Origin of the sequence: Acutalibacter sp. 1XD8-33 (assembly GCF_003612555.1) — a bacterium.
In the GTDB taxonomy this organism is placed as follows: Bacteria; Bacillota; Clostridia; order Oscillospirales; family Acutalibacteraceae; genus Acutalibacter.
Genome location: NZ_RAZF01000001.1, coordinates 62,430 through 84,410 on the forward strand (window position 1 = coordinate 62,430; position 21,981 = coordinate 84,410).

20 protein-coding genes and 1 tRNA gene are annotated in these 21,981 nt (G+C 54.0%); 18 read left to right on the plus strand and 3 right to left on the minus strand.

Annotation, left to right across the window (positions count from 1 at the left end; genetic code table 11):
* Positions 1-239: 239 nt before the first annotated feature.
* Both D7X94_RS00365 and D7X94_RS00370 read left to right on the plus strand, forming a co-directional pair.
* The gene (locus tag D7X94_RS00365; protein ID WP_120425706.1) at positions 240-2,042 is read left to right on the plus strand and encodes an ABC transporter ATP-binding protein; all 1,803 of its coding nucleotides are present in this window, start codon (positions 240-242) and stop codon (positions 2,040-2,042) included.
* Between the two features lie 396 nt (positions 2,043-2,438).
* On the plus strand, positions 2,439-4,265 hold the full coding sequence (locus D7X94_RS00370; RefSeq protein WP_120425707.1) for an ABC transporter ATP-binding protein: 1,827 nt from the start codon (positions 2,439-2,441) through the stop codon (positions 4,263-4,265).
* Between the two features lie 314 nt (positions 4,266-4,579).
* On the opposite strand, the gene D7X94_RS18080 is transcribed toward D7X94_RS00370, so the two are convergent.
* The 3 genes from D7X94_RS18080 to D7X94_RS00385 all read right to left on the minus strand — a co-directional run bounded on the left by D7X94_RS18080 (position 4,580) and on the right by D7X94_RS00385 (position 5,471).
* Complete coding sequence (locus D7X94_RS18080) at positions 4,580-4,849, minus strand: hypothetical protein (RefSeq protein WP_147401631.1); 270 nt, start codon at positions 4,847-4,849, stop codon at positions 4,580-4,582.
* A gap of 5 nt (positions 4,850-4,854) precedes the next feature.
* Positions 4,855-5,088, minus strand: coding sequence for a helix-turn-helix domain-containing protein (locus tag D7X94_RS00380; protein ID WP_199714967.1), 234 nt, complete (start codon positions 5,086-5,088; stop codon positions 4,855-4,857).
* A gap of 307 nt (positions 5,089-5,395) precedes the next feature.
* Positions 5,396-5,471, minus strand: a tRNA-Lys gene (locus tag D7X94_RS00385).
* 527 nt (positions 5,472-5,998) lie between these two features.
* Here D7X94_RS00385 and D7X94_RS00390 point away from each other — a divergent pair.
* From D7X94_RS00390 to D7X94_RS00460, 16 genes are all read left to right on the plus strand, one after another.
* A complete protein-coding gene (locus D7X94_RS00390) occupies positions 5,999-7,006 on the plus strand; it encodes a flagellin N-terminal helical domain-containing protein (protein WP_120425709.1) in 1,008 nt (335 codons plus the stop codon).
* A gap of 132 nt (positions 7,007-7,138) precedes the next feature.
* Entirely contained in the window at positions 7,139-8,146 is a 1,008-nt protein-coding gene (locus D7X94_RS00395; RefSeq protein WP_120425709.1) for a flagellin N-terminal helical domain-containing protein, read from the plus strand.
* 198 nt (positions 8,147-8,344) lie between these two features.
* Positions 8,345-10,378, plus strand: coding sequence for a hypothetical protein (locus tag D7X94_RS00400; protein WP_120425710.1), 2,034 nt, complete (start codon positions 8,345-8,347; stop codon positions 10,376-10,378).
* A gap of 8 nt (positions 10,379-10,386) precedes the next feature.
* The gene (locus tag D7X94_RS00405) at positions 10,387-10,905 is read left to right on the plus strand and encodes an adenylyl-sulfate kinase (protein ID WP_120425711.1); all 519 of its coding nucleotides are present in this window, start codon (positions 10,387-10,389) and stop codon (positions 10,903-10,905) included.
* The gene (locus tag D7X94_RS00410) at positions 10,902-11,597 is read left to right on the plus strand and encodes an IspD/TarI family cytidylyltransferase (RefSeq protein WP_120425712.1); all 696 of its coding nucleotides are present in this window, start codon (positions 10,902-10,904) and stop codon (positions 11,595-11,597) included. Before D7X94_RS00405 ends, D7X94_RS00410 begins: the two co-directional genes overlap by 4 nt.
* Before the next feature lie 62 nt (positions 11,598-11,659).
* Positions 11,660-12,721 carry an NAD-dependent epimerase/dehydratase family protein gene (locus D7X94_RS00415; protein WP_147401632.1) on the plus strand — a complete coding sequence of 354 codons (1,062 nt, stop codon included), beginning with the start codon at positions 11,660-11,662 and terminating at the stop codon, positions 12,719-12,721.
* Positions 12,718-13,530: a PHP domain-containing protein gene (locus D7X94_RS00420; protein ID WP_120425714.1), complete on the plus strand. Its 813-nt coding sequence runs from the start codon at positions 12,718-12,720 to the stop codon at positions 13,528-13,530. The genes D7X94_RS00415 and D7X94_RS00420 overlap by 4 nt, the downstream gene beginning before the upstream one ends.
* Positions 13,527-14,651, plus strand: a complete 1,125-nt coding sequence (locus tag D7X94_RS00425) for a DegT/DnrJ/EryC1/StrS family aminotransferase (RefSeq protein WP_120425715.1) — start codon at positions 13,527-13,529, stop codon at positions 14,649-14,651. Before D7X94_RS00420 ends, D7X94_RS00425 begins: the two co-directional genes overlap by 4 nt.
* A gap of 5 nt (positions 14,652-14,656) precedes the next feature.
* On the plus strand, positions 14,657-15,541 hold the full coding sequence (gene rfbA, locus D7X94_RS00430) for a glucose-1-phosphate thymidylyltransferase RfbA (protein ID WP_120425716.1): 885 nt from the start codon (positions 14,657-14,659) through the stop codon (positions 15,539-15,541).
* A 13-nt stretch (positions 15,542-15,554) separates the two neighbouring features.
* Positions 15,555-16,577, plus strand: coding sequence for a dTDP-glucose 4,6-dehydratase (gene rfbB, locus D7X94_RS00435; protein WP_120425717.1), 1,023 nt, complete (start codon positions 15,555-15,557; stop codon positions 16,575-16,577).
* 185 nt (positions 16,578-16,762) lie between these two features.
* A complete protein-coding gene (locus D7X94_RS00440) occupies positions 16,763-17,776 on the plus strand; it encodes an FkbM family methyltransferase (RefSeq protein WP_120425718.1) in 1,014 nt (337 codons plus the stop codon).
* Positions 17,777-17,805: 29 nt separating this feature from the next.
* Positions 17,806-17,973 carry a hypothetical protein gene (locus D7X94_RS18275; protein WP_158590833.1) on the plus strand — a complete coding sequence of 56 codons (168 nt, stop codon included), beginning with the start codon at positions 17,806-17,808 and terminating at the stop codon, positions 17,971-17,973.
* On the plus strand, positions 17,957-18,970 hold the full coding sequence (locus D7X94_RS00445; RefSeq protein WP_120425719.1) for an FkbM family methyltransferase: 1,014 nt from the start codon (positions 17,957-17,959) through the stop codon (positions 18,968-18,970). The genes D7X94_RS18275 and D7X94_RS00445 overlap by 17 nt, the downstream gene beginning before the upstream one ends.
* A gap of 32 nt (positions 18,971-19,002) precedes the next feature.
* On the plus strand, positions 19,003-19,968 hold the full coding sequence (locus tag D7X94_RS00450) for a glycosyltransferase family 2 protein (protein WP_120425720.1): 966 nt from the start codon (positions 19,003-19,005) through the stop codon (positions 19,966-19,968).
* Positions 19,969-19,970: 2 nt separating this feature from the next.
* Complete coding sequence (locus D7X94_RS00455; RefSeq protein ID WP_120425721.1) at positions 19,971-20,537, plus strand: hypothetical protein; 567 nt, start codon at positions 19,971-19,973, stop codon at positions 20,535-20,537.
* 25 nt (positions 20,538-20,562) lie between these two features.
* Positions 20,563-21,951: a radical SAM protein gene (locus D7X94_RS00460; RefSeq protein WP_120425722.1), complete on the plus strand. Its 1,389-nt coding sequence runs from the start codon at positions 20,563-20,565 to the stop codon at positions 21,949-21,951.
* The last annotated feature ends 30 nt before the right edge of the window (positions 21,952-21,981 follow it).

Consider the following 21,981-nt stretch of genomic DNA (forward strand, 5'->3'; position numbering starts at 1 on the left):
CGAAAATCCGCGCTTGACTTTTTCAAAAAGAGATGCTATCATAGGAAAACCGTCACATCATTTTAAAGCGATTGAATCGCGACTGTCCATATTTTGCCCCATGCTGTGTACGTTGCACAGAGATCGGCGCAGTATAGTTCAGGCCGGGCGCTCCCATCCGTGCTGTGGGAAGCGTCCCCCTGAGGCTTGCTGCGCTTTTTTGCGGCAAAAAACCATTGAATCCAGTTTTGAGGTATCGTATGAAAAAGAAAGAAAGTTCCAAGAAAAAATCCAGCATCCTGCGGTTTTTCCCCTTTACCAGGGGCCTGCGGGGGAATTTTTTGCTGGCCATGGCCACGGTCATTCTCTCCGCCCTGGCCAGCTACATGACGCCCCAGGTGGTCCGGGTCACGGTGGATTCCGTTATCAACAACCAGCCCTTTGTCCTGCCCGGCTTCCTGCTGCGCTGGGTGGAGTCCATGGGCGGCCGGGAATTTCTGCGGCAGCATATCATCGTCTGCGCCGGGGCCGCGCTGTTTTTCGCGGCCATTGCCGGAGCGGCCAACTATGTTTCCCGCATGAACCTGGCCAAGGCCTGCGAGGGTACGGTAGAGCGCCTGCGCAATCAGCTCTTTTCCCATATCCAGCGCCTGCCCTATGCCTGGCACAACGCCCACCAGACCGGCGACATCATCCAGCGCTGCACCCAGGATGTGGAGCTGATCCGGGTGTTTGTCAACGACCAGTTGACTACTGTGGTACGCACGGTGCTGTCTATCCTGATTTCGCTGGGGCTGATGTTTCTGATGAACGTACAGCTCTCTCTGATCGTGCTGGCCTTCATTCCCATCGTCATCGGCTATTCCATGATCTTTTTCGTGATTGTGGGAAAAAAGTTTGAGCAGGCTGACCAGACCGACGGCCAGCTCACCGCCCTGGTGCAGGAGAACCTCACCGGCGTGCGGGTGGTGCGGGCCTTTGGCCGGGAGCGGTTTGAGATCGACCGGTTCAACAAAAAGAACCAGGAGTTCGCGGACCTGTGGTCCCATCTGGGCAAGATCCTGGGGGTGGACTGGGGCATTGGCGAGCTTTTTGCGGGCCTGCAGGCCCTGGTGATCATGGTGGTGGGCGTGTTTTTTGTGGAGAACGGCGCCATTACCGAGGGGGAATTCCTGGCCTTTACGGCCTATAACTCCATGTTGGCCTGGCCCGTGGCCCAGCTGGGCCGGGTGCTCAGCGAACTGAGCAAGACCTCCATCTCAGCCACCCGTATTTTTGAGATTTTGGACGCGCCGGAGGAACAGGACTGCCAGAGTCCGAAAACGCCCCCCATAGATCGGGACATTGTGTTTGACCATGTGAGCTTTCGCTATGGGGAAAGCGGCGAAGTGCTGGAGGACGTGAGCTTTACCATCCCGGCGGGGAGCACTTTTGGCATTTTGGGGGCCACAGGCAGCGGAAAATCCACTTTGATATACCTGCTGGACCGGCTCTATGAGCTGCCGGCGGGCAGCGGAGCGATTACCATCGGCGGGGTGGATATCCGGCGCATGAGCCTGGAACATCTGCGCCGGAACATCGGCGTGGTGCTTCAGGAGCCCTACCTGTTTTCCAAGACCTTCCGGGAGAGTATTGCGGAAGGGGCTAGCCGCCAGGACCTGGATACGGTCCGCCGGTATGCCCGTATGGCGGTCATTGACGACGCCATCGAGGGCTTTGCCCAAGGCTATGAGACGCCCATTGGAGAACGGGGTGTCACCATCTCCGGCGGGCAGAAGCAGCGGGTGGCCATTGCCCGGATGCTCATGCAGGACACGCCTATCAAGATATTTGACGACTCCCTCTCTGCGGTGGATATGGAGACGGACCAGAAGATCCGCCAGTCCATTCAGGAAAATGTCCATGGCACCACCATCCTCATCGCTCACCGGATTACCACCCTGATGAATGCGGACCGGATTCTGGTGCTGGACAAGGGTCGGGTGGCCCAGATGGGGACCCACCAGGAGCTGATCGCCCAGGAGGGAATTTATAAGAGAATTTTCGAGCTGCAGAAGGCTTAAGGCGGGGGACGAAAACCGCAAGAGGCCAAAGCGCACTTTTTTGAAGTATTAGAGGGCCTTCGGGGGCAAAGAAACGCGCGTTTTGGGGACGATGTTTACGGCCTCCGGCGGCTCAGGGGTTTCACCCCTGAGAACCCCACCACCTTTGAAAAGGTGGACGAAACTTTTACCCTGGTTAGCTTGAAATGCTACAGTGAACAATATCGACCGGTCCAGCTGATCTTAAGCTGACGAGGGTGTGGGGCGCGGAGCCCCACGACCTTGCCGTAGGGGTGAGCGTGTGCCTGTGGCACACAAGCCGCGAACCGACCGAGCCGGCAGGCGAGATCACGTCCTTTGGCCCGGAGGCCTTCTAACACTCAATAATATTTTTCGCAAATGACAAGGAGATAATTTATGGATATGGAAACGAAAACGCCAAAAAAGGCCGGCGTCTTTCGCGTTTGGGGCAAAATGCTGCCCTATATCAAGCCCTACCGCAAATGGGTTGCGGCGATTATCGCGGCCATGCTGCTGGACGCGTGCATTGCCGTGGCCTATACCCTGATTGCGGGATACGTGGTGGACCGCTTCGTCACGCCCCGCACCCACCAGGGAATCACGACCTTTGCCATCCTCTATTCCGGCCTGGTGCTGATAAAGACTCTCTGCCAGATTGTCCTGGGGAGCCTGGCGCTCAGGCTGGAGATGTACATTGGCCGGGACCTGAAGCGGGACCTGTTCACCCACCTGCAGACCCTGAGCTTTTCCTACTACAACCAGACTCCAGTGGGAACCATCGTGGCCCGGGCTCTGAACGACCCCGGGCGGATCGCCGAGGGAATCCCCTGGATTCTGGTAGACGCGGTGTATTGCAGTGTGTATGTGTTCACCTGTCTTGGAGTGATGCTGGTGCTCAACTGGAAGCTGGGCCTGCTGGTGCTGGCGGTGGTGCCCTTTATCGCCCTCTTTACCGTATACTTTGAAAAGAGGATCCTCAAGGTGAACCGGAAGGCCAGAAAGATCAACGCCGAGGTCACCCGCCACTATAATGAAGGAATTTCCGGGGCGAAAACCTCCAAAACCCTGGTGATTGAGGACAAAAACCTGGACGCGTTCCGGGAGGTCAGCGGTAGCATGTGCCGCACCAGCATCCAGGCTGTGATGCTGGACGCCATCTATATTCCCATCATCAGCTTTCTGACAGCGCTGGCGGTGTCCTTTGTGATTACCGGCGGCGGAAACATGGCTATGGCCGGAGGAATCAGCATTGGCGAACTGACGGTGTTTGTGAACTTTGCCCTGCGAATCGCCGACCCGGTGCAGGGCTTTGCCTTCCAGGCAACCCGCTTCGTGTCCATGCAGGCCAATATCGAGCGGGTCGTGGAGCTGCTGGAGCTGAAACCCCAGATCACCGACACCCCGGAGGTGGTGGAGAAGTACGGCACCTCTCTGGAGCCCAGGCGGGAAAACTGGGAGCCCCTTTTGGGGCGGGTCACTTTCGAGGATGTGACGTTTCGGTATCCGGACGGCACAGAAAATGTGCTGGAGCACTTTGACCTGGAGGTCCCGGCCGGCTCTACCGTGGCAATCGTGGGGGAAACCGGCGCGGGAAAGTCCACTCTGGTGAACCTTTGCTGCCGGTTCTTTGAACCCACGGCCGGGCGGATTCTCATCGACAGTCGGGATTACCGGGAGCGAAGCATGCTCTGGCTCCACAGCAATATCGGCTATGTGCTACAAACGCCTCATCTGTTTTCCGGCACGGTAAAGGAGAATATCCGCTATGGCCGTCTGGACGCCACGGACGAGGAAATTGTGGCGGCGGCCAAGCTGGTGAACGCCCATGACTTCATCATGCGCATGGAAAAGGGCTATGACAGCGATGTGGGCGAAGGCGGCGGGCAGCTCTCCACCGGAGAGAAACAGCTGGTGTCCTTTGCCCGTGCGGTGCTGGCGGATCCCCGGATCTTTGTGCTGGACGAGGCCACGGCCTCTATTGACACCAAGACCGAGGCGCTGATCCAGGAGGCTATCTCCACGCTGCTGGACGGGCGGACCTCCTTCCTCATTGCCCACCGGCTCTCCACCATCCGCAAGGCGGACATGATTCTGGTGGTGCGGGACGGCAAGATCGTCCAGCGGGGAACCCATCAGGAGCTGATGGACCAGGGTGGTTATTACGCGGACTTGTATAACAAGCAGTTTGAGGCGGAAAACACGGAGGCGGCGTTCCGCGTCTGATACTTTATATAGAATGGACGCCTTGTGAAAAGCGGCCGGGAAGCATCTTAGGCGGAGGCTTTCCGGCCTTTGCGTTTCGGGGAGAGCCGCTGCCTGGGATTCCCGGGCCGGCATGCTTTTGCTTCCGGTAGCATCGTTATGGTAAATTAACTATAACATAACGCGGTTCAAAAGGGTAGAATATCGGCGGCTAAGGCGGTTCGGATTTCGTGATGGCGGCCGAAATGAAAGAAACGCTCCGGCCTTCTGAAAAGGAGGGCCGGAACGTTTTTCATTGGGCGATGCTCTGTTGCTGCCGAAAGATCGCTGAAAGGTTAGTGGACTATGAGATGAAAAGAAGATTTGATGAGAGACAAGTCTCCAACAGGATCTTTCGCGAAGGTGTTTTCTTCAAAAAAGAAGAAACAACGCAAAGAGCCAGAGGATGTATCCGGGACGAGAAAAAACAGGCGATTGACCAGATGCCGGTCATTTTCAAAGACATCCAGGTCCGCAATAGGAATAACCGGAAGTTCCTCGACGGGATAGGCCGCAAAATCACCAAGCCAGGCTTGGCAAGCCTGTAGCAGTTCAGTTTTTGTCAAAATCATCACTCCTTATTACGAGTTGGGCTCTGGCCTTTGAGATCCATCAAAGCCTCCACGGGAACATCCAGCGCCGCGCTGCACTGGAACAGAAATGCCGCAGAGGGGTTATCTTTCTGGCCGTTTTCCAGGGCGCTTATATAGCGGGGAGAACAGCCGGTCTTCTCGGCAAGGGCCTCCTGTGAAATGTTTTGGAGCTTGCGGAATTTTCGCATGGCGGAGCCATTGAACGAGATCAAAACCTCACCCCCTTTCCCAATATCAAGGATAAAGGAAGATGGGAAAAAGAGTAAGGAACTACGGTGCAAAAAATAGTTGAAAATGGTAAAAAATCAATAGAAAATGAGATTTTCGACAAAAACCTCCCGAAAAATCCGTGCTTATGCACAAAACAGTATCGGGCGCAATCTGGTCTTGACCAGCATTGTCCACAAGGGCGCGGGCTCATCCTGCCGGAAATTCGCTGGGAGAGAAGAAGGCCCGAAAGAGCGGCAGCATCCCCGGGAGAATAGCAAAAGCCCTGAAAACCACGCGGCTTTCAGGGCTTGGTGACCCATCGGGGATTCGAACCCCGGACACCTTGATTAAAAGTCAAGTGCTCTGCCAACTGAGCTAATGAGTCGTTTCGCTGTAAACATGCGGCCAGACAGCTTTCTCATTATAGCAAGTTTTTTCCTCTCTGTCAACTGTTATTTCGCGATAAAATGCTTTTGCGGGCTTCGGGGCAGAGGAGAAAGGTCCCGCAGCATATCAGGGCAGCCCCTTGTTTCTCAGGCAGTCGGAAGAGCTCGGGACGCAGCCTGTGGAAAAGTTGAAAATACTGGGGAGAAAGAAAAATTTTGAAAACCTCTTAATATTCTTGAAACGCCGCCGATATACTGTGTGAACGGGGAAATGTCCGCCCCTCGCAACAAGCCTTTCTCCGAAATGTCATGACATCTGGAGGCGGCTGGCGGACGATGAGACTGCGTTTCAGATTTCCGCCGGTTCCGGGCCGGTAGAAATAAAGCAAAGCGTCAGGAGCACATGCTGGAGGGGTTTGGCCAACTTCACGGCCGGCATGTGCCACGGACGCAGAAACCTCAGATTTCCGGCGAGGAGCGCTGGGATGAAGTTTACGCTTAAATTTTATATAAGGAGAAAAGAATTATGCGTATCCAACACAACATTATGGCGATGAACGCCTACCGTAACTACAACAACAACACCTCCAAGCTGTCCGCCAACCTGGAGAAACTGTCCTCCGGCTACCGCGTAAACCGCGCCGGCGACGACGCCGCTGGTCTGGCCATCTCCGAGAAGATGCGCGCCCAGATCACCGGTCTGGAAGCTGCCACCAAGAACGCCAAGGACGCCAACGGCCTGATCAAGACCGCTGAGGGTGCTCTGCAGGAGGTTCAGGACATGCTGAACCGTATGGTGTATCTGGCCGAGCAGTCTGCCAACGGCACCTACGATGATGATATTGACCGCAACGCTCTCCAGGACGAGGTGGACTCTCTGACCCGTGAAATCAACCGTATCGGCGAGACCGCCAACTTCAACGGCAAGAAGCTGCTGAACGGCGAGATGGGCTTGGCCAAGACGTCCGGTGGCACAGTTGGCACCCAGGGTATGGTGTTCCAGATTGGCGACTCCGCCGCCACCGCCGACCGTCTGAAGATGACTGAGGCTCTGGGTTCCACCTACAAGAGCTTTGACCTGACCAAGTTCATCAGCTCCAAGAACTTCACGGCCAAGAGCAGCGGCACCGGCAAGTTCCTGGGCAATAAGTCCTCTTCTATTTACACCATCGACATCACCACAGCCAGCAAGGCTTTGAACGCAGTGGCGTTCCTGCGTGGCGGCACCTTGGCGATGAGCCAGACCACCAACTACAAGAAGGGCGGCAAGATCAAGGCTACCCAGGGCTTGATCAACATCATCTCCAAGTTCCGTGGCAAGCTGGGCGCTGTGTCCAACCGTTTGGACCACACTGTGAACAACCTGAATGTAATGCGCGAGAACATCCAGGACGCCGAGAGCAGCATCCGCGACACCGACGTGGCCGACGAGATGATGAAGTACACCAAGAACAACATTCTGATCCAGTCCGCTCAGGCGATGCTGGCCCAGGCCAATGCTGTTCCTCAGGGTGTACTCCAGCTGCTCCAGTAAGCTGTGTGATTCTTAGCCCGGTCATTTGGGTAATGTTAGTACACAGCCCGGTTATAACAGAAACCTCAGATTTCCGGCGAGGAGCGCTGGGATGAAGTTTACGCTTAAATTTTATATAAGGAGAAAAGAATTATGCGTATCCAACACAACATTATGGCGATGAACGCCTACCGTAACTACAACAACAACACCTCCAAGCTGTCCGCCAACCTGGAGAAACTGTCCTCCGGCTACCGCGTAAACCGCGCCGGCGACGACGCCGCTGGTCTGGCCATCTCCGAGAAGATGCGCGCCCAGATCACCGGTCTGGAAGCTGCCACCAAGAACGCCAAGGACGCCAACGGCCTGATCAAGACCGCTGAGGGTGCTCTGCAGGAGGTTCAGGACATGCTGAACCGTATGGTGTATCTGGCCGAGCAGTCTGCCAACGGCACCTACGATGATGATATTGACCGCAACGCTCTCCAGGACGAGGTGGACTCTCTGACCCGTGAAATCAACCGTATCGGCGAGACCGCCAACTTCAACGGCAAGAAGCTGCTGAACGGCGAGATGGGCTTGGCCAAGACGTCCGGTGGCACAGTTGGCACCCAGGGTATGGTGTTCCAGATTGGCGACTCCGCCGCCACCGCCGACCGTCTGAAGATGACTGAGGCTCTGGGTTCCACCTACAAGAGCTTTGACCTGACCAAGTTCATCAGCTCCAAGAACTTCACGGCCAAGAGCAGCGGCACCGGCAAGTTCCTGGGCAATAAGTCCTCTTCTATTTACACCATCGACATCACCACAGCCAGCAAGGCTTTGAACGCAGTGGCGTTCCTGCGTGGCGGCACCTTGGCGATGAGCCAGACCACCAACTACAAGAAGGGCGGCAAGATCAAGGCTACCCAGGGCTTGATCAACATCATCTCCAAGTTCCGTGGCAAGCTGGGCGCTGTGTCCAACCGTTTGGACCACACTGTGAACAACCTGAATGTAATGCGCGAGAACATCCAGGACGCCGAGAGCAGCATCCGCGACACCGACGTGGCCGACGAGATGATGAAGTACACCAAGAACAACATTCTGATCCAGTCCGCTCAGGCGATGCTGGCCCAGGCCAATGCTGTTCCTCAGGGTGTACTCCAGCTGCTCCAGTAAGCTGCTTAGCTGGTTTAAGGAACCAATTATTTGCTATTCCGGTTCTGCTTGTTCCCCAAGCAGAATTGAGCGAAGGAAAGGGTTGGGGCGGGCAGGTGCCCGTCCCAATTCTTCATTATTGCCTGAAATCCTGAGATATAAAATTTGTTTGCGCTTTTTGGGAATTTTCTACGATAGACGGCTATGGAGAGGAAATTTATGGAAACCATACAGATGGCGAAACGCCTGGCAGAATTGGGAAAGCCGGAGGAGGCCTGCAAGGGCTATGAGCTGGCGCTGCGGCTGCAAAAAGACCTGGCTCCGGAGGATAAAATGGAGGCGGCGCTGTTTGTGCTGCAATTTGGAGGGGACTACACCTACGCGTACAGGGCGTTTCTGGAGCTGAACCATCAGGGAAAGTTTAAGGAAGAAACCGCGGCGATTATGACAGAGGCGTTCTATGCGCCTAATGAAAAGCTGCTGCGTTCCCACTATGAGAACAACTGCAAGCAGCTGAGGAAGTACAAGTACATTTTTCGGAAAGATTTTCTGCCTTTTGAGGAACTGCCTATCCGGTTCTATCCTTTTGACGACAAGTCGTATGTGCCCTACTATCCGGGGGAGGACCGCTTTGGAGAGATAACGGATTATAGCTATCCGGTGGTGAGCCGGAGCTTCTTCCATGATTTGGAGAACCCCATCCTGGCAAAGGATGTTTATTCCCAGTATGAACTGGAATATTTGAACGACAATGTGCGGCCCAGCGAATATGTGGCAAAGGAAAACCATATTTATCTGCACTATACGGACTGGGCGGAGTTCTGCGCCTATTTGCAGGTGCTGTTGCTGCGGAAGATGCTGGTAGACCAGAAATTTGTGTTTTTGATTGATGATGAGATCGAGATGTATCCCATAGACTTCAAGGAAAAATATGGGATGGACTATGGCAGCTTCCCCTTGAAGCCGGTGGGCCTGCGGGAGATCAACCGCCTGGTCTGGCACACGCAGCTTTCCTATCATAACGGCGGCGACTTTTTCAACGAGGTGCTGGACGGCCACCCCAACCTGATCTGCACCAACTCCATTATGAACCACAGCATGGAGGAGGCCCTGGAGGACATCCGGGAAACCCTCAACGAGGTGCGGAGCATTCAGGAGCTGATCGAGGTGTTTGACGCCAATGACTGGGGAGATCCGGAAATTATCAAGGATCTGTATCGGATGCGAAATCGGACGGATAAGGACATCCTGGTGGGACTTCTGTGCCGGGATAAAAATCTGATGAGCTGTCTGGACCCGGAGTCGCGGATTGTGCCGGCCATCATGTATCAGCCCCACTTTGGGCACGTTGCGAATAACCTGGTGGGAGACAGTCAGGGTCGGGCTATGATGACCTCGGATCAGTTCGACGCCATCAAGAAATCCTCTGTGTTCAAAAACTTTAAATATATCAAAACATTCACGCCCATGCGCCGGATCACTACCAGCTATGGAGCGACTATGCGGTTTATGGCCCTCCAGCCGGACCATCTGCCGGACGGAAAGGTAGGCCTCATCAACGACGAGGTGTTAGCTAGGGTGACGTTCCGGGGATTTATGAAGGACGAGGAGCAGAGGGTGTTCAAAGACTGCGTGGTGGTGCGGTTTGAGGACGGGAAGCTGAATCCCACGGCTACCTTTAAAGCGCTGGCGGAATTTCTGGACCTGCCCTATACGGAAAGCATGACCTATTGCTCTTTTAACGGCCAGCAGATGGATGAAATCGTTCCGGGCAATGTGCAGGGCTTTGACGCCGCTTCGGTGTATAAGACCTATGACGAGTACGCCAACGACGCGGAGCGCACGTATATGGAGTACTTTCTTCGGGACGCTTATGAGTATTATGGCTATGACTTTCACTATTATGACGGCGAACCGATGACGAAGGAACGGGTAAAAGAGCTTATAAAGGGATTTGATATCATCAATTCGTACATTCGCAAAACCCGCCTGCTGGGATATAGAGAGGGCTTTGAGAGGCTCCGGGAGGAGGACAAAAAGGCGGGTCTGGAGAAGGAATATGCCATGACGCCGGAAAAGGAAGCGGAAATGAAAACCGAGGAAGAGATGGAGTACTATGAGGAAAAGCGGCTCTTTGTGGCGGATCTGCTGATGAAAGGGCTGAACTTTGTAAACGAGGCCGGGGCGCCGATGGCTTTTATGCCAAAGCTGAAACTGGATCCGGCGCTTTTAGAGAAGCCGCTGTATCGATAGGAGGAATTATGAAGAAAAAGGGAACAGTGTATTTTTTCACGGGCCTGGCCGGCGCGGGAAAAACGACCATTGGAGGATTGTTTTATCAGAGGCTGAAGAAATACCGGCCAGACGCGAGGCTTTTTGACGGCGACCAGCTACGCAGTTCAGGCGGAGATCGGGACTATTCCACCGAGGCCCGGCGGCGGGGCGCGAAGGGCGTGTTCCTTCAGTGCAGGGATTTGGCCGAGCAGGGGATAGATTGTGTCTACTGTGGTATTGGCATGTATGCGGATGTGCGGGCCTGGAACCGGGAGAATATTGAGAATTACAAGGAAATCTATATAAAAGTAAGCATGGACACCCTGTATCGCCGGGACCAGAAGGGGTTATATTCTTCCGGGGTGAAGCAGGTGGTAGGGGTGGACCTGCCTTGGGACGAGCCCACGACGCCGGATATTGTGGTATGCAACGACTACGACGAGTCTCCGGAAACCATTGTGGACCGGCTGGAAGAGCAGCTGGGGCTCTTGGAGGAAGAGGCATGAATATTGCGCTGATTCTGGCCGGAGGCACAGGCCGGCGGATGCACCAGGAAGTGCCCAAGCAGTTTTTGAATGTGAACGACAAGCCGGTCATCATCTATACGCTGGAAGCCTTTCAAACCCATCCGGATATTGACAGGATCGGCGTGGTGTGCGTGGACGGCTGGCATGATATTCTGAAAGCCTATGCCCGGCAATATAAAATAGACAAGCTGGATTGGGTGATTTCCGGGGGAGAGAATGGCCAGGGATCCATCCGCAATGGGGTGTTTGAAGCCGAGAGCCGGTATTCGGGAGAAGATATCATTCTGGTTCACGACGCTATCCGGCCGATGGTGTCCCATGAGATCATCTCAGACTGTATTGTCCAGTGCAAGCGGCATGGGTCGGCGATTGTGGTGACGCCTTGCAACACGGTGGTTTTAAGACGGGGAGAGGGCGAAAGCTCGAAGGAAGTGGTTCCCAGAGATCAGCTGGCAGTGACGCAGACGCCCCAGGCCTTTCCCATCAAACGCCTGGCGGAAGCGCATCGCAGGGCATTGGAACAGGGGATTACCAATTCCATTGCCAGCTGTACGCTGATGATTGAGCTGGGGGAGGTCGTGCATTTTTCCATTGGCGCGGAGACAAATATCAAGCTGACAACGCAGGATGATCTGAAAATTTTTAAAGCCCTGCTGGCACTGCGGGAGTAGTACGAAGAATATGGAGAAAGGGCGGCACATACCTCGGTCCTTTTGCGCGGATTTTGTGCCCCATGGCCATTGCAATGAAGATCAGGGAAAATTCAAAGTATACTGCCCAGCTGCGGGAGATCCGGGAGCTGAGCTTTTTAGCGGGAAAGACAGTTTTGGTCGCCGGGGCCGGAGGAATGCTGGGCGGCTGTCTGGTTGACGCGGTTCTTCTGTGGAACCAGGAGCAGGAGCGGAGATGCCGGGTGGTCGCCATGGGCAGAAATCGAGGGACCCTTGAAGCGCGGTTTCAAGATTCTCTTGGGGATCCGAATTTCACAATAGCGGCCCATGATGTATGCCATCCCCTTGAGGATTCCTTGGGGCATGTGGACTATATCATCCACGGGGCGAGCAATGCGGACCCGGCCAACATGGCAAAATATCCGGTGGATACCCTTCTGGCCAATGTAACCGGCACGAAAACCCTTTTGGAATATGGACTCTCCCATGGAATGGAACGGTTTTTGTATGTTTCTTCCGGAGAGGCCTATGGACAGCCGGACGGAGAGCTTCACGCGTTTTGGGAGGATTACTGCGGACCGGTAGACCTAAAAAATCCCCGATCTTGCTATCCAGAGGGCAAACGGGCGGCGGAAGTGCTGTGCCAAAGCTACGGCAGCCAATATGGGGCTCAGGTGGTGATTGTCCGGCCCTGCCACCTTTTTGGACCCACCATGGCCCAAAAGGACAGCCGGGCCGCCGCTGAGTTTTTTTGGCGGGGCGCAAGGGGCCAGGACATTTTGCTGAAAAGCGCTGGAACAACGGAACGCTCCCATTGCTATGTGGTAGACGCGGTGGACGCCTTGCTGACAGTGCTGGCACGGGGTGAGGCGGGAAGTGTCTATAATATCGCGGACAGGCGGTATCAGATGACAGTCCGGGAGCTGGCGGAAAAGGCTGCTGCCGCTGGCGGAAGCCGCGTGATCTTTCAAGAGGCCGGGAACCAAGAGAAGAAGAAATACCTGGCGGTTAGCAGACAGGTATTAGATAGCGCAAGGCTGGAGAAGCTGGGCTGGAAGCCGCTGGCCGGAACAGAAAACGCCATAGAGGATACGATAACGATATTGAGGGAGGCGGAGAAATGAACATTGTGGATCTGCACACCCACAGCACCGCCTCAGACGGGCAGTATAGCCCCAAAGAGCTGGTTCGGCTGGCGAAAGAATGGGGAATTGAAGTGCTGGCGCTTACCGACCATGACAGCTTTGCTGGGACGGCGGAGGCACAGCAAGCCGGAAAAGAACAGAATCTTCTGGTCCTCCGGGGGATTGAACTGGGAGCGCGGGAGCTGAGAAACCTACATATTTTGGGTTACGGGTTTTCCGGGGAGGACGAAAGGCTGAACCGCCTGTGTGAAAAGCTGAAAAAGGGCCGGAAGGAGCGGAACCAGCGGATCATTGCCTTTTTGAAGGAGAAGGGCATTGAACTGGACCTGGGAGAAGTGGAGGAGCTGGCTGGAGGCGGAGTCATCGGGCGGCCCCATTTTGCCCAAGTGATGGTAAGGCACGGATATGTGTCCAACAACCGGGAAGCCTTTGATAAATATTTGGATACCCATGAATATAAGCGGATAGCTCCATGGAAGGCCAGCGCGCAGGAATGTGTGGAAACGCTGAAGGCGGCGGGCGCGAAGGTTTCTCTGGCCCACCCCTATCAGTTGGGGTTGGAGGATGCCATTCTGGAAAAGGTAGTGGCGCAGCTAAAACTCTATGGTCTGGACGCGTTGGAATGCTATTATCCCAAGCATACGGCACGGCAGCAGGCATTTTATTTGGAACTGGCAGAGAAGTATGGGCTGTATGCCAGCGGCGGCAGCGACTTCCATGGGGAGAGAGTGAAGCCGGAGGTGAAACTGGCCCGGCTGGAATTGGATGTGGGGTGGCTGTTGACATGAGCGGCGCAAGAAGTGAAATTCCCGTGACCCGATCGTCCATGCCGGACTTTGTGGAGTACTGCCAGGAGATCGCCGGGCTATGGGATTCCCGGATGCTCACCAACATGGGGGCAAAGCACCGGCAGCTGCAAGGAGAACTTGCCCAATATCTGGGGGCGGAGCATGTAGATCTGCTGGCCAACGGGCATATGGCCATTGAGATGTCCTTACAGGCGCTGGGCCTTTCGGGTGAGGTGATCACCACGCCTTTCACATTTGCCTCTACCACCCATGCCATTGTGCGCAGCGGGCTGGAGCCGGTATTCTGCGATGTGGAGCCGAAGAATTTCACCATGAACCCCCAGGAAATTGAAAGGCATATTACGAAGAGAACCACCGCGATTCTGCCGGTGCATGTATACGGTGCCCTGTGCGACATAAAAGCCATTGAGAAGATTGCGGGACAATACGGCCTCAAGGTCATATACGACGCGGCCCACGCCTTCGGAGCGCGGTATCAGGGCCAGGGGGCTGGGAGCTTCGGGGATGTAAGCTGTTTCAGCTTTCATGCCACCAAGGTGTTCCACACGGTGGAAGGAGGCTGCGCTTGTTTTCGGGATGCGGAATTTGGACAGAGACTGGCCAGGATAAAGAATTTTGGGTTAGCCGGCCAAGAGTCTGTGGAAGAGGCTGGGGGCAATGGAAAGCTGGATGAGTTTCGGGCGGCCATGGGGCTGTGTAATCTCCGGCATGTGCAAGAGCAGATTGCGAAACGCCGCCGGGCGGCGGAGCGGTATCGGGAACGGCTTCTGGGGGTGCCCGGGCTGCAGCTGGCGGCGGAGCAAAAGGATGTGGAGTCCAACTATGCCTACTTCCCGGTAGTGTTTCATCCGGAAGAGTTCGGCGCGGATCGGGACGAGGTCCTGAGCTGCCTGGAAAGCCAGGGCATTCGGGCTCGAAAGTACTTCTACCCCCTGACCAGTGCTTTCGGCTGCTATCAGGGAAGGTTTGACTCGGACAAGACGCCGGTGGCCCAAGGGATCAGCCGGCGGGTGTTGACGCTTCCGTTGTATGCGGACCTGACCCTGGAGGATGTGGACCGGGTGTGCGATGGTGTGCTGAAGATCAAGAGGAGGGGATGAGGAGGATGAAGGGGATTATCCTGGCCGGCGGCGCGGGCACTCGGCTCTATCCGCTGACGAAAGTGCTGTCCAAGCAGCTTTTGCCGGTGTACGACAAGCCCATGATTTACTATCCTCTGTCCACGTTGATGCTGGCGGGGATCCGGGACATTCTGCTGATCTCCACGCCGGAGGATTTGCCCCGGTTCCGGGATCTTCTGGGAGACGGCGGGCAGTTCGGGACCCGGATTTCCTATGCGCCCCAGGAAAAGCCGGAGGGTTTGGCCCAGGCTTTTCTGATTGGAGAGGAATTTATTGCCGGGGAGCCCTGCGCCATGATCCTGGGCGACAATCTCTTTTATGGGGGCTGGTTCAGCCAGAACCTGAAGGAGGCTGTGGAGAATAGTGCCCAGGGATTTGCCACGGTGTTCGGGTATTATGTAAAAGACCCCCGGCGGTTCGGTGTGATGGAGCTGGACGGAGAACACAAGGTGCTCTCTATAGAGGAGAAGCCGGAGAAGCCGAAATCCAACTATTGCGTCACGGGACTATACTTCTATGATGGGGACGCGGTGAAGATGGCGAAGCAGGTGAGACCGTCTCCTCGGGGAGAGCTGGAGATCACAGACATGAACCGCCTATATTTGCAGGAAGGCAGGTTGAGGGCCCAGGTGCTGGGCCGAGGATTTGCCTGGATGGACGCGGGCACCATGAACAGCCTGATGGAAGCGGCCACTTTTGTGGAGACGGTGCAGTCCCGACAGGGAGTAGTGATTTCCGCGCCGGAAGAGATCGCCTATTATGCTGGATGGATCAGCAAGAAGGAGCTGCTGCGGGCCGCCGGAGACTGCGGAAACTCGCCTTATGGAGAACACCTGAAGCGTGTGGCGGAGGACAGATTTATTCGATAAGGAGAGGACTAGAATGACCATTCTTGTAACCGGCGGCGCCGGGTTTATCGGTTCCAATTTCATATTCTACTGGATGAAGGGGCATCCAGAGGACCGGGTGGTCTGTCTGGACAAACTCACCTACGCGGGAAATCTGTCCACGCTGAAGCCCGTGATGGAGCACCCGAAATTCCGGTTTGTGCGGGGGGATATCTGCGACCGGGAGGTAGTCAAGGCACTTTTTCAGGAGGAGCGCCCAGAGGTTGTGGTGAACTTTGCCGCTGAGAGCCATGTGGACCGGTCCGTCACCGGGCCGGAGGTGTTCCTGCAAACCAATGTGATGGGGACGGCTTCCCTTTTGGACGCCTGTCGGGAGCTGGGGGTGGAGCGGTTCCACCAGGTTTCCACCGATGAAGTCTATGGGGACCTGCCCCTGGACCGGCCTGAGCTGTTCTTTATAGAGGAAACGCCCCTGCATACCAGCTCTCCCTATAGCGCTTCCAAGGCGGCGGCGGACCTGCTGGCGTTGTCTTACCACAGAACTTACGGCCTGCCAGTGACGATTTCCCGGTGCTCCAACAACTATGGGGGATATCAGTTCCCAGAAAAGTTTATTCCGTTAATGATTCTCAACGCGCTGCGGGATATGCCCCTGCCGGTCTATGGAGACGGCCTGAACGTGCGGGACTGGCTGTATGTGGAGGACCACTGCCGGGCCATTGAGCTGATTTTGCAGCGAGGCCGGACCGGCGAGGTCTATAATATAGGCGGGCACAATGAGAGGCAGAACATCGATATCGTAAAGTTGGTATGCAAAACCCTGGGAAAACCGGAGAGCCTGATTTCCTATGTGGCCGACCGCAAGGGGCATGACCGCCGCTATGCCATCGATCCGGAGAAGATCCACCGGGAATTGGGCTGGCTGCCGGAGACACCCTTTGACGATGGAATCCAGCGCACCATCCAGTGGTACCTGGACAACAAGGCCTGGTGGGAGGAAATTGTCTCCGGGGAGTACCAGCAGTATTACGAGAAGATGTATGGGAACAGGCGCTGAATGCGTTCAACAATTTCTGGAGGTTGTAGAAGAGATGAGCAATTTTGACGTAAAAGCGATTCGGGAAGAACTGGAAAACGCTCTGAGCCGCAAGTTTGACACAAGCCGTGGCATCGCGGTATATGGGGCGGGAGATACATCCACTAGATATAGCGATATATTCGCAAAGGAAACACAAAATATAGATGGGGGGGGGGTATAACCCGATCAACCCCGCCTACTTTATAGACGACACGCCGGAAAAGCAGGGAACCACCTTTTTGGGCAGGCCGGTGATCAACTATGAGGAAGCCCATGAACTGTGCAAGGGATATGTGATTCTGGTCTGCAGCGGCTCGCCCCAGGCCCGCAAGATTATTTTTGACGGGCTGAGGAATGACGGCGTGGAGGACGCTGATTTCTGTGGCTTCCAGGAATATTTTTTCTGCGCCAATAGGGATAAGGTGCTGGCTGTTTTTGACATGCTAGAAGATGATCTTTCGAAGGCAACATATGCAAACTTAATTCTGCTTCGGATGGAAAGGGCGGAACAAGCTCAGGATTTGGTCCGAAATCCGGCATACTTTGACATTCCTGTTTTTGTAAAGGCCGATAAGAATGAAGTTTTTGTTGACTGCGGAGCTTATGTAGGAGATACGGTGGAGGAATATTTGTTCAGCCATATGATGTTCAAAAAAATAGTTGCGTTTGAGCCTAGTGATATGGCTTTTCAAGCTCTGTCGGCACGAGTTGAAAGACTAAAAAAAGAGTGGGCTATTCCGGATGAGAAATTTGAACTTGTTCAAGCCGGGGTAGGAGAAGGAAACTATCAGGCGGATAAAAAATATGCTGACGAACAGCTGAAAAATGGAATACAATTGTGCGCGCTCAAAATTGAAAAGGTAAGTGAGCCGATAGAGAATGCCATTCCGGTATATGCCCTTGATGACTATTTTGCAGAGCAGCCGCTGTCTTTTATAAAGGTAGATATTGAAGGTTATGAATGGAAAATGCTTATAGGAGCTGAAAACGTTATAAAGCGAGATAAGCCTAAAATGGCACTTTCCATTTATCATATGCCGGTAGATATGTTCCGACTGGCTATAAAACTAAAAGAAATTTGTCCGGAGTACAAGTTCTATGTCCGGCAGGACCAGCCGTCTTGGGAAGATACTGTCCTTTGCGCATATGTTGAAAAACCCAGTGGCATTTTGGAATAAACAAATTTTGAGAAAGGTGAAAGACGCATATGGAAATTTTTGATGTGAAAGCGATTCGGGAAGAACTGGAAAACGCCCTGAGCCGCAGCTTTAACACAAGCCGTGGCATCGCGGTATATGGGGCGGGAGATACATCCACTAGATATAGCGATATATTCGCAAAGGAAACACAAAATATAGATGGGGGGGGGGTATAACCCGATCAACCCCGCCTACTTTATAGACGACACGCCGGAAAAGCAGGGAACCACCTTTTTGGGCAGGCCGGTGATCAACTATGAGGAAGCCCATGAACTGTGCAAGGGATATGTGATTCTGGTCTGCAGCGGCTCGCCCCAGGCCCGCAAGATTATTTTTGACGGGCTGAGGAATGACGGCGTGGAGGACGCTGATTTCTGTGGCTTCCAGGAATACTTTTTCTGCGCCCATAAGGACAAGGTGCTGGCCGTGTTTGATATGCTGGAGGATGACTTCTCCAAAGCGTCCTATGCCAACGCGATTTTAACCCGGATGGGCAAAACAAAGGTGCGTTCGGAGCTGGTAACGGAGGATTCCTATTTTGAACTGCCTGCTTTCGCAACATTTGACGGAAATGAGGTTTTTGTGGATTGCGGCGCATATGTGGGGGATACCATCGAAGAGTATGTGTCAACGCACATTGACTTCAAGAAAATTGTAGCCTTTGAACCGGTGGATAGAAACTTTTGCGCCTTAATCGCTCGAGTGAATAGATTGAAGCAGGAATGGAATCTTCCAGATAGTAAGATTGAAATGGTCTGCGGTGGGATTGGAGAGAGCAGCTATTACGCGGGAAAGGAGAGCATGATTCAACAGGCGGAGCACGGAGTGCATCTTTCTGGAATCCGGCTTTCTCATAAAGACCCTTCAGGAGAGGGGGGCGTTCCGGTCTATGCGTTGAATGAGTACTTTGCAACCCAGCCGATTTCCTTTTTGAAAGCGGACATCGAGGGATATGAGTGGAAGATGCTTGCCGGTGGAGGAAAGGTCCTTCGGCGGGATTTGCCCAAACTGGCGGTTTGCATTTATCATACTCCGGCAGATATGTTCCGGCTGGCTATCCAAATAAAAGAAATTTGTCCCGAATACAAAATCTTTGTTCGACAGCATCAGTTAAACTGGCATGATACGATTCTGTATGCCTATGTAGAAAAGGAATATGGAATTATAGAATAACCAAGCGAGACCTCAAAAGAAAGGATGATCTCATGAACGGAAACGCAGGCTCTATAGACGTCAGCGTGCTGGTCCTGAGCTACTATCACGAAAAGTATATCGCGCAGGCGCTGGAGAGCGTATTGACCCAAGAGACAGATCTCACCTATGAAATCCTGGTGGGAGACGATGCCTCAGGGGATCGGACGCCGGAGATCGTCCGGGAGTACGCGCAGAGGTATCCGGATATTATAAAACCTGTACTGCGCAAGAAAAACACAGGAGCTGGCTATAACGGCTGGGATTTGATCCGCCGGTCCAAGGGGACTTATACCGCTACGCTGGAGGGGGACGATTTTTGGCTGGATCCGAAAAAGATGCAGAAGCAGTGGGAGTTTTTGGAGGCGCACAAGGAGTATGTGGGCTGCACAGGAAAATGTGTCATTGTGGATGAGAACGGGACGCCGGATTACCAGCGGGGATGTCACTTTGCCTGGAACAAAAAGGTATTCACCCTTCAGGACCTGATCGACAGCTGGCAGGTGCCTGGCCAGGTCGGGGCAGGTATGACCAGGAACTTTCTCCGGGATATGGATCCCGAGGAGTATTCCATTTTTTACACAGCTCATCCCAACGTGGGAGATAAAACGGGGACTTTGCTGGCGCTGGCACATGGCCCCATCTATTGCTTCAACGAGGTGTTCTCCTGCTATCGCGTGGTGGATAAAAAGGGAGAGCACAACTGGTTTTCCATCCACCACTCGAACCCCTACCGGAACTATGATATGTTTATGTATCCCTGCAAGCTGGAGAGCTGGGCGCGGAAGAATATGGACCTCCCCCGCAACCAGCACTTGGGAAAGCGGAACGCCTACCGTTTCGCCCGGTTTGTGGAGGAGTGCGTCCATAGCCCCACGCCCAAGCGCCTGAAATATTTGGCGGAGATGGTGGCGGGCAGCCATCAGCCTCTGAAATATTGCTGGTACATTTTGAAAGCACTCATTGAGATGGAGGATTGAGCATGAGCAGAGAACAGCATCCAATGATGAAAATGGTTGGGCTGGGCGTGGCGGCGCTGGCAGGGGCCGTAGCGGGAGGCGCATTGGTAAAAAAACTCTGGCTGGAGAAATACCGCTGGCAAAAAGAAACGCTGAAGGAAATCAATGGGGAGCGGGACCTGCTCTACACCTGGCTGCGGCTAAAAGCTGCGGGAGCAAGGTTGAGCGAGTATTTCACGGAGAACGGCTGTCAGAGTATAGCGGTGCTGGGCATGGGCCGGGAAGGCCGGTTCTTCCTGGAGCAGCTGGCGGAGGAGGGCGAGATTTCTGCCGCCTACGGCGTGGAGGCCGACTATTTCAGCGCGGTCCACGAAACGCTGACAGTATACCGCTTGGGAGAGGATCCCTTGCCTTCTGCGGATTGTTTGGTGGTGTGCGACCTCTGCCGGACAAAGGAAAAAATCGGGGCGGCTCGGGAGGAATTTTCCAACCGGGTGGTAACGCTGGAGCAGGTTCTCAATTGGCTGGCAGAGAAGCACAGCGTGAAGCCCTGGAGGGGACAGTCTACCTCCAGTCGACCGGCAAAATAAATCAACCAATGAAGAGGTATCCTATATGAAATTCTGTAAGCGCCCGTTCATGTATGCGTATTTAGGAGATAAAGGGGAAGTATGGCCTTGCGGCTGGATGCATTATACGATCGGAAATCTTTATGAGCAGGATATTGATGAGATCTGGCATAGCGAAGCGGCAGAAAAAGCCCGGCAGTCCATTACAAATGGGTCTTTTGCTTTTTGCAGGGAAACTTCTTGCCCGTTTTGTGAGCGAGGGGAGTTATTAAACCTGTCAGAAGAAGAGATTGCGCGGGAGGCTGTGCCTACAGAGCTGCCTTTGGTGGTCAATATGGCCAACGACCACATTTGCAACATCGCCTGTACCAGCTGCCGGAAATCGGTCTATTGTCCAGAAGAGGGAGAGCGAGAGAAAATTGATGGAGCTCTAAAGCGCTTTCTGCCTTTTGCCAACAAGATGGAAGAGATCAGTATGAACGGCGGCGGGGAATTTTTGGCGAATTCCAGCTTTATTGAGTTTTTGGAAAACTTGCGTCCGGAGCGCGAAGATTTTAGGCTGGGCTTTGAAACCAATGGCGTCCTTTTTGACGAGGAACATTGGGCGCGGTTTTCACATCTGGGGAAATACAACATCTCTGTTACCGTTACGCTGAATAGTTTGCAAAGAGAGGTTTACCGTTATCTCTCCGGTGGATTCGACCACATGGAGAGAGTAAAGAAGAATCTGAAATTCCTCAGCGACTTGAGACGGGAAGGAAAAATCAACAAGCTGAACGTCACAATGGTGGTGCAGGAATGTAATTTCTGGGAGGTGCCCAGTTACATAGGCGCCTTTACGCAGTCAGATGAATACGCTGTTGATGAGATTGTGATGAAGCCTTTGTATAAGTGGTGGAAGATGGACGAAGAAACCTATTGGTTCAAAAACATCCTGAACCCCATGCATCCGTATCACAAGGAATATTTGAAGATTCTCGCGGACGACTGCTGGAAGCACCCCAAGGTGTATGATTGGGGTTGCCACAATATCCGGGAGGCCATGCCCCATCCCCTGAAGCAGGAGGAGATCTATCGGAAGCTGCTAACACAAATTTACGCCAACGAGAGGGGGATGTCTCCGACGGAGTATGTGAAGGAGCGCCTGGAGAAGCTGGGCGCGAAGCGCGTGGGATTCTATGGGAAGAACGATTTCTCACAGACCTTTGCCAAGCTGATGCGGAAGGCGGGCGCGGAGGTGTTCCAGCTGACCTGGGTGCCGGAAGATTGCTGTGGGTCGGAATTCCCCAAGGTAGCCAAACAGGATTTTAAGCCGGAGATGGCGGACGCTATGATCATCATCGACTTCTTCAAGGGCGGTTATTGGTTCAGCGATCTGCGCGCCCTGGGCTATCAGGGGCCTCTGATAAGCGTGGAAGAATTTGTAGAGGGATGATTTGCTCCGGCAAACCTTAGAGGAAAGGAA

What these genes read in the sequence shown, in the direction of transcription:
- D7X94_RS00420 (WP_120425714.1), top strand. Translation starts at nt 12,718, where the DNA reads ATGAACATTGTGGATCTGCACACCCACAGCACCGCCTCAGACGGGCAG.
- D7X94_RS00460 (WP_120425722.1), top strand. Translation starts at nt 20,563, where the DNA reads ATGAAATTCTGTAAGCGCCCGTTCATGTATGCGTATTTAGGAGATAAA.
- D7X94_RS00370 (WP_120425707.1), top strand. Translation starts at nt 2,439, where the DNA reads ATGGATATGGAAACGAAAACGCCAAAAAAGGCCGGCGTCTTTCGCGTT.
- D7X94_RS00390 (WP_120425709.1), top strand. Translation starts at nt 5,999, where the DNA reads ATGCGTATCCAACACAACATTATGGCGATGAACGCCTACCGTAACTAC.
- D7X94_RS00405 (WP_120425711.1), top strand. Translation starts at nt 10,387, where the DNA reads ATGAAGAAAAAGGGAACAGTGTATTTTTTCACGGGCCTGGCCGGCGCG.
- D7X94_RS00415 (WP_147401632.1), top strand. Translation starts at nt 11,660, where the DNA reads ATGGCCATTGCAATGAAGATCAGGGAAAATTCAAAGTATACTGCCCAG.
- D7X94_RS00425 (WP_120425715.1), top strand. Translation starts at nt 13,527, where the DNA reads ATGAGCGGCGCAAGAAGTGAAATTCCCGTGACCCGATCGTCCATGCCG.
- rfbA (WP_120425716.1), top strand. Translation starts at nt 14,657, where the DNA reads ATGAAGGGGATTATCCTGGCCGGCGGCGCGGGCACTCGGCTCTATCCG.
- D7X94_RS00365 (WP_120425706.1), top strand. Translation starts at nt 240, where the DNA reads ATGAAAAAGAAAGAAAGTTCCAAGAAAAAATCCAGCATCCTGCGGTTT.
- D7X94_RS18275 (WP_158590833.1), top strand. Translation starts at nt 17,806, where the DNA reads ATGGAAATTTTTGATGTGAAAGCGATTCGGGAAGAACTGGAAAACGCC.
- rfbB (WP_120425717.1), top strand. Translation starts at nt 15,555, where the DNA reads ATGACCATTCTTGTAACCGGCGGCGCCGGGTTTATCGGTTCCAATTTC.
- D7X94_RS00455 (WP_120425721.1), top strand. Translation starts at nt 19,971, where the DNA reads ATGAGCAGAGAACAGCATCCAATGATGAAAATGGTTGGGCTGGGCGTG.
- D7X94_RS00410 (WP_120425712.1), top strand. Translation starts at nt 10,902, where the DNA reads ATGAATATTGCGCTGATTCTGGCCGGAGGCACAGGCCGGCGGATGCAC.
- D7X94_RS00445 (WP_120425719.1), top strand. Translation starts at nt 17,957, where the DNA reads ATGGGGGGGGGGTATAACCCGATCAACCCCGCCTACTTTATAGACGAC.
- D7X94_RS00440 (WP_120425718.1), top strand. Translation starts at nt 16,763, where the DNA reads ATGGGGGGGGGGTATAACCCGATCAACCCCGCCTACTTTATAGACGAC.
- D7X94_RS00450 (WP_120425720.1), top strand. Translation starts at nt 19,003, where the DNA reads ATGAACGGAAACGCAGGCTCTATAGACGTCAGCGTGCTGGTCCTGAGC.
- D7X94_RS00400 (WP_120425710.1), top strand. Translation starts at nt 8,345, where the DNA reads ATGGAAACCATACAGATGGCGAAACGCCTGGCAGAATTGGGAAAGCCG.
- D7X94_RS00395 (WP_120425709.1), top strand. Translation starts at nt 7,139, where the DNA reads ATGCGTATCCAACACAACATTATGGCGATGAACGCCTACCGTAACTAC.